Annotated in this window: 7 protein-coding genes and 1 pseudogene; 1 reads left to right on the forward strand and 7 read right to left on the reverse strand. The window is 71.1% G+C overall.

Features of this window, described 5'->3' with window-relative positions; translation table 11 throughout:
* Positions 1 to 382: 382 nt before the first annotated feature.
* On the forward strand, positions 383 to 1,099 hold the full coding sequence (gene lexA, locus V8688_RS30370) for a transcriptional repressor LexA (protein WP_218715879.1): 717 nt from the start codon (positions 383 to 385) through the stop codon (positions 1,097 to 1,099).
* A 19-nt stretch (positions 1,100 to 1,118) separates the two neighbouring features.
* On the opposite strand, the gene V8688_RS30375 is transcribed toward lexA, so the two are convergent.
* The 7 genes and pseudogenes from V8688_RS30375 to V8688_RS30405 form a co-directional block, all read right to left on the reverse strand.
* Positions 1,119 to 1,862 carry a pirin family protein gene (locus tag V8688_RS30375; protein ID WP_218715880.1) on the reverse strand — a complete coding sequence of 248 codons (744 nt, stop codon included), beginning with the start codon at positions 1,860 to 1,862 and terminating at the stop codon, positions 1,119 to 1,121.
* A 91-nt stretch (positions 1,863 to 1,953) separates the two neighbouring features.
* Positions 1,954 to 2,811 carry a lysophospholipid acyltransferase family protein gene (locus tag V8688_RS30380; RefSeq protein ID WP_342802231.1) on the reverse strand — a complete coding sequence of 286 codons (858 nt, stop codon included), beginning with the start codon at positions 2,809 to 2,811 and terminating at the stop codon, positions 1,954 to 1,956.
* 142 nt (positions 2,812 to 2,953) lie between these two features.
* A complete protein-coding gene (gene hflX / locus V8688_RS30385) occupies positions 2,954 to 4,384 on the reverse strand; it encodes a GTPase HflX (protein WP_255586520.1) in 1,431 nt (476 codons plus the stop codon).
* A gap of 171 nt (positions 4,385 to 4,555) precedes the next feature.
* Positions 4,556 to 5,437, reverse strand: coding sequence for a diaminopimelate epimerase (gene dapF / locus V8688_RS30390; RefSeq protein ID WP_342802232.1), 882 nt, complete (start codon positions 5,435 to 5,437; stop codon positions 4,556 to 4,558).
* 44 nt (positions 5,438 to 5,481) lie between these two features.
* Entirely contained in the window at positions 5,482 to 6,306 is an 825-nt protein-coding gene (locus tag V8688_RS30395) for a TrmH family RNA methyltransferase (RefSeq protein WP_316575495.1), read from the reverse strand.
* Positions 6,307 to 6,314: 8 nt separating this feature from the next.
* Positions 6,315 to 7,262: a tRNA (adenosine(37)-N6)-dimethylallyltransferase MiaA gene (gene miaA / locus V8688_RS30400; RefSeq protein ID WP_218715884.1), complete on the reverse strand. Its 948-nt coding sequence runs from the start codon at positions 7,260 to 7,262 to the stop codon at positions 6,315 to 6,317.
* Positions 7,259 to 7,558, reverse strand: a pseudogene (locus V8688_RS30405) (hypothetical protein); the annotation flags it as partial. The pseudogene V8688_RS30405 and the gene miaA, both read right to left, overlap by 4 nt.

A 7,558-nucleotide genomic window follows, 5' to 3' on the forward strand; every position in this document is an offset into this window, starting at 1 on the left:
ACCGGCGCGGGCCGACGGACGATCGAGCCGGCGCCGACGCCGCGCACGAGCGAGAACGGCCGTCGCGCCCGGGCGTCGCGACGGCGCCGGACGATCGGCTCGGGGTAGGCGGCGTGGTCGTGGGAACGCAGGGCGCTGGTCGCTGTGCTCATCGGAAGAACCTCCGGGGTGGTGTGCTCCGCTGCTGAAGGAAGTGCTGGTGAAGCCGCTGTGTCACACTTTGTTCGAACACCTGTGCGACGAACTGATGTTCGATTTCTACCACGCCGCGGAGACGATGTCAGCACGAAACGCCCGACATGCTCGAACAGATGTTTGATACTTCGGCGTGGCACGACTAGCCTCGGAAAGGCGAAATCGACCAGCGGAAGGGCGGGACACGGTGACCCACACAGACGACACGGGTGACGAAAGCGCTACCGGCACCGTCACATCGGGATCCGGCGCGGATCTCACCGTGCGTCAGCGCACGGTCCTCGACGTCATCCGTACCTCGGTGACCGAACGCGGCTATCCGCCCAGCATCCGCGAGATCGGGGACGCGGTCGGGCTCACCTCCACCTCCTCGGTGGCGCATCAGCTGCGCGCGCTCGAGCGCAAGGGGTACCTGCGTCGCGACCCGAATCGTCCGCGCGCGGTGAATGTTCGCGGTCTCGACGAAGCGGTCCGCTCGGTGACGACGCTGCCCGTCGACGCGCCCGACGAGGTGGACGCGGCCAGGCCGACGCCGACCTTCGTTCCGGTCCTGGGCCGAATCGCCGCCGGTGGGCCGATCCTGGCCGAGCAGGCCGTGGAAGACGTCTTCCCGCTCCCCCGCGAGCTCGTCGGCGACGGCTCGCTGTTCCTGCTGAAGGTCGTGGGCCAGTCCATGGTCGACGCGGCCATCTGCGACGGCGACTGGGTCGTGGTGCGGCAGCAGAACGTCGCCGAGGGCGGTGACATCGTCGCCGCCATGATCGACGGCGAGGCGACGGTGAAGACGTTCAAGCGCACCGGCAAGGACGTGTGGCTGATGCCGCACAACCCGCACTTCGAACCGATTCCGGGCAACGACGCGCAAATTCTCGGCAAGGTCGTTACCGTCATCCGCAAGATCTGAGATCCGGCCGCCCCGGCGCTCAGTCGCGCACGGCGGCGTCCATCTCCCAGATCAGCAGTTCGGCGGCGGTCGACGCGGTGACGCGGTGGCCGCCGGCGGCGGTCAGACGCACCGCGTCGCCCTGCGCCAGCGCGCCGTGGTCCTCGAAGTCGACCGAGCCGCGCGCGACGAAGACGTGCCCGTACGGCGCGTCCGGCACGGTAATCGAGCGGCCCGGATCCAGCCGCGCCACATGGAACGTGGCGTGCCGGTTGCCGATGCCGATCGCGGCGTGGTCGCGATGGCGCGGCATGCCGGAGGCGACGGGCAGCAGGGTGTTGCGGCGCAACTCGTCGGCGATGTCGAGTTCCTGGTAGCTCGGCGTGACGCCCGGGGTGTCCGGCGGGATCCACATCTGCACGACGTGCAGGCGCTCACGCTCCCGGTAGCCGGCGCCGTTGCGTTCGGAATGCCGGATGCCGGTGCCCGCACTCATCCGCTGGGCCAGGCCCGGGTGGATCACGCCGGAATGCCCGGCGGAATCCTGGTGCACGACGGTGCCCTCCAGGACCCAGGTGAGGATCTCGGTGTCGCGGTGCTGATGGGTGTCGAACCCTTCGCCCGGGCCGACGGTGTCCTCGTTGTGCACCAGCAGCAGCCCGTGGGCGTTGTCCTCGAGCACGAAGTTGCCCGTCGCCGGGAAGGACTGCCGGGAATCGAGCCAGGCGTTCCACCAGTGCGCGCGCCGCGCACCCGGAATCACCTGAACCTGCGCCGTCGCCATCGTCATCACCTTCCGCCATCCGGACTAGGGTCCGCATAGCGGGTAACGCGGTGGGCGCCGCGGGCATTCCACGGCGCTCCACCCGCGAAGGTCAGAAGGGCAAGGCGTTGCGGAGGCGGCCGACCAGGGTGCGGCCGGAATCGCGCTCGCGTTCGTTGAACAGGAACTGGAGTTCTTCCTCGAGCCCCTTGCGGACCACGTCACGCAGATCGGCCGCCGCGGCGTCGACATCGTCGGCCTCGAGCCAGGGCGTCGGGTCGATCGGCGCGCCCGCCGAGAAGTAGAACCGCTCCGGGCGCGGCACCGGCGTCGGGCCGAGGCCCTTGACCAGCGGCGGGTTCAGTTCCGGGTTGATGCCGAGCAGGCTGCACGTCCAGCGCAGCGGGCGCATCACCGGGTGCTGGCCGTCGAAGACGATGTCGAACGCGTCGTCGATGCCGATCATCGCCAGCGGCACGATCGGCACCCCCGCCTGGATCGCCATCCGCGCGAAGCCGGTCCGGCCCTCCCACTTGAGCACGTACTTCTCGCCCTTGCGGCGGATCGCCTCCCGGCCACCGCCCGGGAACACGACCACAGCCTCGCCCCGCTCCAACAGCGCCAGGCAGTTGCCGCGGGTGCCCCGCACCGCGCCGAAGCGATGCAGGATCTCCCGCACGCCCGGCACCATCAGCACGTGCTCGGCCAGGCCGCGCACCAGGCGCCCGCGCTGACGCAGGATCTCCGGCATCAGCAGCGGCGCGTCGATCCCGCCGAGCAGATTGTGATTGGCCACGATCAGCACCGGGCCCTCGGCCGGGATGTTCTCCAAGCCGTAGAACCGCGGACTGGTCCACGCGCGCACCGGCGCGAAGAACGCCTCGAACGCCCGGATCTCCCATTCGCTCGGCGTCGGATTCAACGGCGCGTTGTCGGAGAGGATCCGGTCGCCCTGCTCGACCGATCCCACCCTGTTCTCGTTCACAATCGCTGGACCCCGCTGGTCATTCGACATAACACCCTCCTGCTGTCGACAATCGACCATAGCGCCCGAAAATGGCTGTGTCGCATCGACGTTGACCGCTACCCCGCGGCAAACCCTGCTGGTCGGATCAGTTCGGCACGGCCTCGGCCGGGCCCGAATGGGCATATTCCGACAATGCGGCGGCCAGCGCGTGCGGTACCCGCGCGCGGACCCTGGTGCCGCCTTCCTCGTGCTCGGAGGTGATGATCCGGCCGTCGGCGTGGATGCGCGCGAGCAGGTCGCCGCGGCTGTAGGGCAGCAGCACACTGATGTCGACATCGAGCCCGCCGAGCACCTCCGAGAGCCGCTCGCGCAGCTCCTCCACCCCGGCGCCGGTCTGCGCCGAGACGAACGCCGCGTCGGGCAGCATCCCGCGCAGCCGGGTGAGCTCGTTCGGGTCGGCCGCGTCGATCTTGTTGACCACCAGCAGTTCCGGCGGCGCGGCGGTGCCCTGCTCCTTGATCACGTCGGTGATCACCTCGCGGACCGCCTTGATCTGTTCGAGCGGCAGCGGATCGGAACCGTCGACGACATGCAGCAGCAGGTCGGCGCCGGTGACCTCCTCCAGCGTCGAGCGGAACGCCTCGACCAGCTGGGTGGGCAGGTGCCGGACGAAGCCGACGGTATCGGTGAACACCATCTCGCGGCCGTCGTCGAGCGCGGCCCGGCGAGTGGTCGGATCGAGGGTGGCGAACAGCGCGTCCTGCACCAGCAGGCCCGCTCCGGTCAGCGCGTTCATCAGGCTGGACTTGCCCGCGTTGGTGTAGCCGACGATCGCGATCGAGGGGACCCCGCTGCCCGCGCGGCGCGCGCGCATGGTGTCGCGCGCGGTCTTCATCTCGCGGATCTCACGACGCAGCTTGGCCATCCGCTCGCGGATGCGGCGACGGTCGGTCTCGATCTTGGTCTCACCGGGACCACGCAGACCCACACCGCCGTTGCTGCCCGCGCGACCACCGGCCTGCCGCGACATCGACTCACCCCAGCCGCGCAGGCGGGGCAGCATGTACTCCATCTGGGCCAGCGCGACCTGGGCCTTGCCTTCGCGGGAGGTGGCGTGCTGGGCGAAGATGTCGAGGATCAGCGCGGTGCGGTCGATGACCTTCACCTTGACGACCTTCTCCAGCGCGGTCAGCTGCGCCGGGGTCAGCTCACCGTCGCAGATCACGGTGTCGGCGCCGGTGTCGAGAACCACGGTGCGCAGTTCCTCGGCCTTGCCGGAGCCGATGTAGGTGGCCGGGTCGGGCTTGTCGCGACGCTGGATCAGGCCTTCGAGGACCTCCGAGCCCGCGGTCTCGGCGAGGGCGGCCAGCTCGACCATGCTCGCCTCGGCCTGGGCGGAGCTGCCGGTGGTCCACACACCGACCAGCACGACCCGTTCCAGGCGCAGCTGCCGATATTCGACCTCGGTGATGTCGGTGAGCTCGGTGGACAGTCCGGCCACGCGGCGCAACGAGGAACGCTCGTCGAGCTGCATCTCGCCGACGGTGGGTTCGGGGGACCAGCCGGGCTGCCGCATGCGGGCCGCGTGGCGGGCCAGCGCGTCGTCGACGTCGCCGCGATCGGCGGCCACGTCGGGCTCGGCCGCGGTGGTGTGCTCGGCCGAGGGGGTATCTGTGGGGGTTTCTGGTTTCGTCATACGCCCTCCATGCTGCCACGTCACGGTGACAGGGCGCATCCGGTTATCCCGCTACTGCGCGTCCCACCAGTCCCGCGACAGCGTTCCGGTGGCCACCAGCACCGACGGGCCGCGCAGCTGGGCCCGGCCCCGGTCGACGGTCACCCGCACCTCGCCGCCGGGTACCCGCACCGTCACCGCACCGGATCCGGTGCTCACCGAGACACCGGCGGCGGTCAGCGCGGCGGCCGCCGCGGCCACGGTTCCCGTTCCGCAGGACCGGGTCTCGCCGACGCCGCGTTCGTAGACGCGCATGTCGACGGCGTGGTCGGGGCCGAGCGCGGTGAGGATCTCGACATTGACCCCGTGCGGGAACAGGTCGGGGTCGAAGCCGGGCGAGACCGCCAGATCCAGCTTGGCCAGCGCGTCCGCGGTGAGCCCGGGGTCGACGCAGGCCAGGTGCGGATTGCCGACATCGATGCCGATGCCCGACAGCGCCCAGCCGCCCAGGGTGGCGGTCGAGGGCCCGAGTTCGCGCACAACGCCCATGTCGACGGTGACCTCGCCCTCGACCGGTCCAGCCGCGTGCACCACGACCGGCCGGGCGCCAGCCCGGCTGCCGACGACGAACTCCGTGCGCGATTCCAGCCCGGACACGGCGAGGTAGTGCGCGAAGACCCGCACGCCGTTGCCGCACATCTCGGCGATCGAGCCGTCGGCGTTGCGGTAGTCCATGAACCAGTCCTCGGCGCCGACACCCTCGGGCAGCGCGGTGAGCACGCCCGCTTCGACCAGCGCGCCCGTCTTCGCCACCCGCAGCACGCCGTCGGCGCCCAGCCCACGCTGCCGGTCGCACAGCGCGGCGATCCGGTCGGCGGTCAGGTCGAGCCGGACCTGGGGGTCGGGCAGCACCACGAAGTCGTTCTGGGTGCCGTGGCCTTTGCTGAATTCGATGTCGGACACGTTCGTCATTCTCCTCTGCGCCGCCGGGGACCGCGTTACCGGGCGAAGGTGCGCCGCTGACGGGCGATCTCGTACAGGCTGATCGCGCCCGCCGACGGCGCGCCGAGCGAGCTGGCCGTGCCGCCCATCGGGATGGTCACCAGATCGTCGCAGGCCTCGGCCCAGGCCGAACTCATCCCGGTCGTCTCGTTGCCGACCACCAGGATGGTGGCCTCGGTGAAGTCGTAGTCGTAGATGGTGCTGGGCGCGTCCTCGTCGGTGCCGACGATGCGGGTGGGGATGCCGCGGGCCACCTGGCGATCGCGGAACTCGAGCACCTGGGCCGGGCCTGCCGCGCGCAGCACCGGGACCGCGAACAGCGAGCCGGTGGAGGCGCGCACGGCCTGCGGGTCGAACTGGTCGGCGCCGTGGCCGGTGACGATCACGCCCGAGGCGCCGAAGGCGTCCGCCGAACGGATCAGGGTGCCCAGGTTGCCCGGCGAGTTCGGGCGATCGAACACGACGACGACCGGCGCGTCCTCCCCCGGTTCGCCCGGCGCGTAGTCGGCCAGGTCCGGCTGCCGCGACACCGCGACCGCGACGATCTCCGGCACGCTCGCCGCCTTCTCGCCCAGCTCGGCCATCAGCTCGGGCACGAGTCCGACCTGCGGCACGTCGGCGGTGTCGAGCACCTCGCGCGCCCAGCTCGACAGTTCGGGGGTCCCCAGCCGGTAGAGCAGCGTCTCGAGGGGCCAGTCGTTGGCCAGCGCCTGGGTGATCGGGCGCACGCCCTGCACGAGGAACCGGCCGTCACGATGACGTTTCGTCCGGTTGTTGAGGTAGGCCTGCCACACCTGCACCGAGGCGTTGCGGGTACTCACTCGTCGCGTCACTGCGCTGTCCGTCCTGTCGGGTCTGTCTGGTGCGTGGTGAGCCGGGCCAGCGCGGTCGCGGCGAGCTCAGGGTCGGCGCCGTCGACCCAGGTCACCCGGGGATCGCGGCGGAACCACGACCGCTGCCTGCGCACATACCGGCGGGTGCCGATCAGCGTGCGCTCGCGGGCGTGGGCGAGGTCGTAGTCACCGTCGAGGTGGGCCAGCACCTGGGCGTAGCCGATCGCGCGGCGGGCGGTCTGGCCTTCGCGCAGGCCGACGTCGATCAGGGCGCGCACTTCCTCGACCAGACCGGTGTCGAACATCAGGGCGGTCCGGGTCTCGATCCGGGCGTCCAGGGCGGCGGTCTCGCGGTCGACGCCGAGGATGGCCGTGTCCCAGCGGGGGGCGCCGATCGTCGGTGCCGAGGCCGCGAAGGGCTGGCCGGTCAGCTCGACTACCTCGAGCGCGCGCACCATCCGGCGACCGTCGGTGGGCAGGATGGTGGCGGCCGCGACCGGATCGGCCGCGCGCAGCGCCGCGTGCACGGCGGCCACGCCGCCTTCGGCGAGCAATGCCTCCCAGCGGGCGCGCACCGCCGGGTCGGTGGCCGGGAAGTCCCACTGGTCCAGCAGGGCCTGCACGTACATCATCGAGCCGCCGACGATCACCGGAGTGCGCCCGCGCGCCATGATGTCCTCGACGATCGCGCTCGCCTCGCGCTGGTAGGCGGCGACCGTCGCGGTCTCGGTGACCTCGAGCACGTCGAGCAGGTGGTGCGCAATGCCACGGCGCTGGTCGGGCGGCAGCTTGGCGGTGCCGACGTCCATTCCGCGGTAGAGCTGCATCGCGTCGATGTTGACGATCTCGCCGTCCAGCCGTTCGGCCAGGTCGAGCGCGAGATCGGACTTGCCGGTGGCGGTGGGGCCGACGACCGCGATGGGGCGCCCGGGCCAGCTCGTCACTCGTCGCTACCTTCCTGTCCACCGGGTTCCCACACGCTCACGTCGTAGCCGACACCATAGGGTGCGCCCTGATAGAGGGTACGCACCCGTGGATCGGCCGAATCGGTGGCGAACAGACCGCCGAGCACCTGATAGGCGGCCCGCCCGTCGAGCAGCAGTTGCGCGCACAGCGCGGGGTCCAGGACCGCCAGCCCGGTCCGCGAGCCGACGCGCAGGGCGGCGTCGAGCGCGTCCTGGACCGGCGCCGCCCGCTCGTCCAGGTATCCGGGCGCCGCGACCGTGAGCGTCGCCGCGCC

The organism is Nocardia sp. No.11 (genome assembly GCF_038752175.1).
Classification (GTDB): Bacteria; Actinomycetota; Actinomycetes; order Mycobacteriales; family Mycobacteriaceae; genus Nocardia; species Nocardia canadensis.

Coding starts and splice junctions, on each gene's coding strand:
- V8688_RS30375 (WP_218715880.1), bottom strand. CDS start 1,862: ATGGCGACGGCGCAGGTTCAGGTGATTCCGGGTGCGCGGCGCGCGCAC.
- hflX (WP_255586520.1), bottom strand. CDS start 4,384: ATGCGGCAGCCCGGCTGGTCCCCCGAACCCACCGTCGGCGAGATGCAG.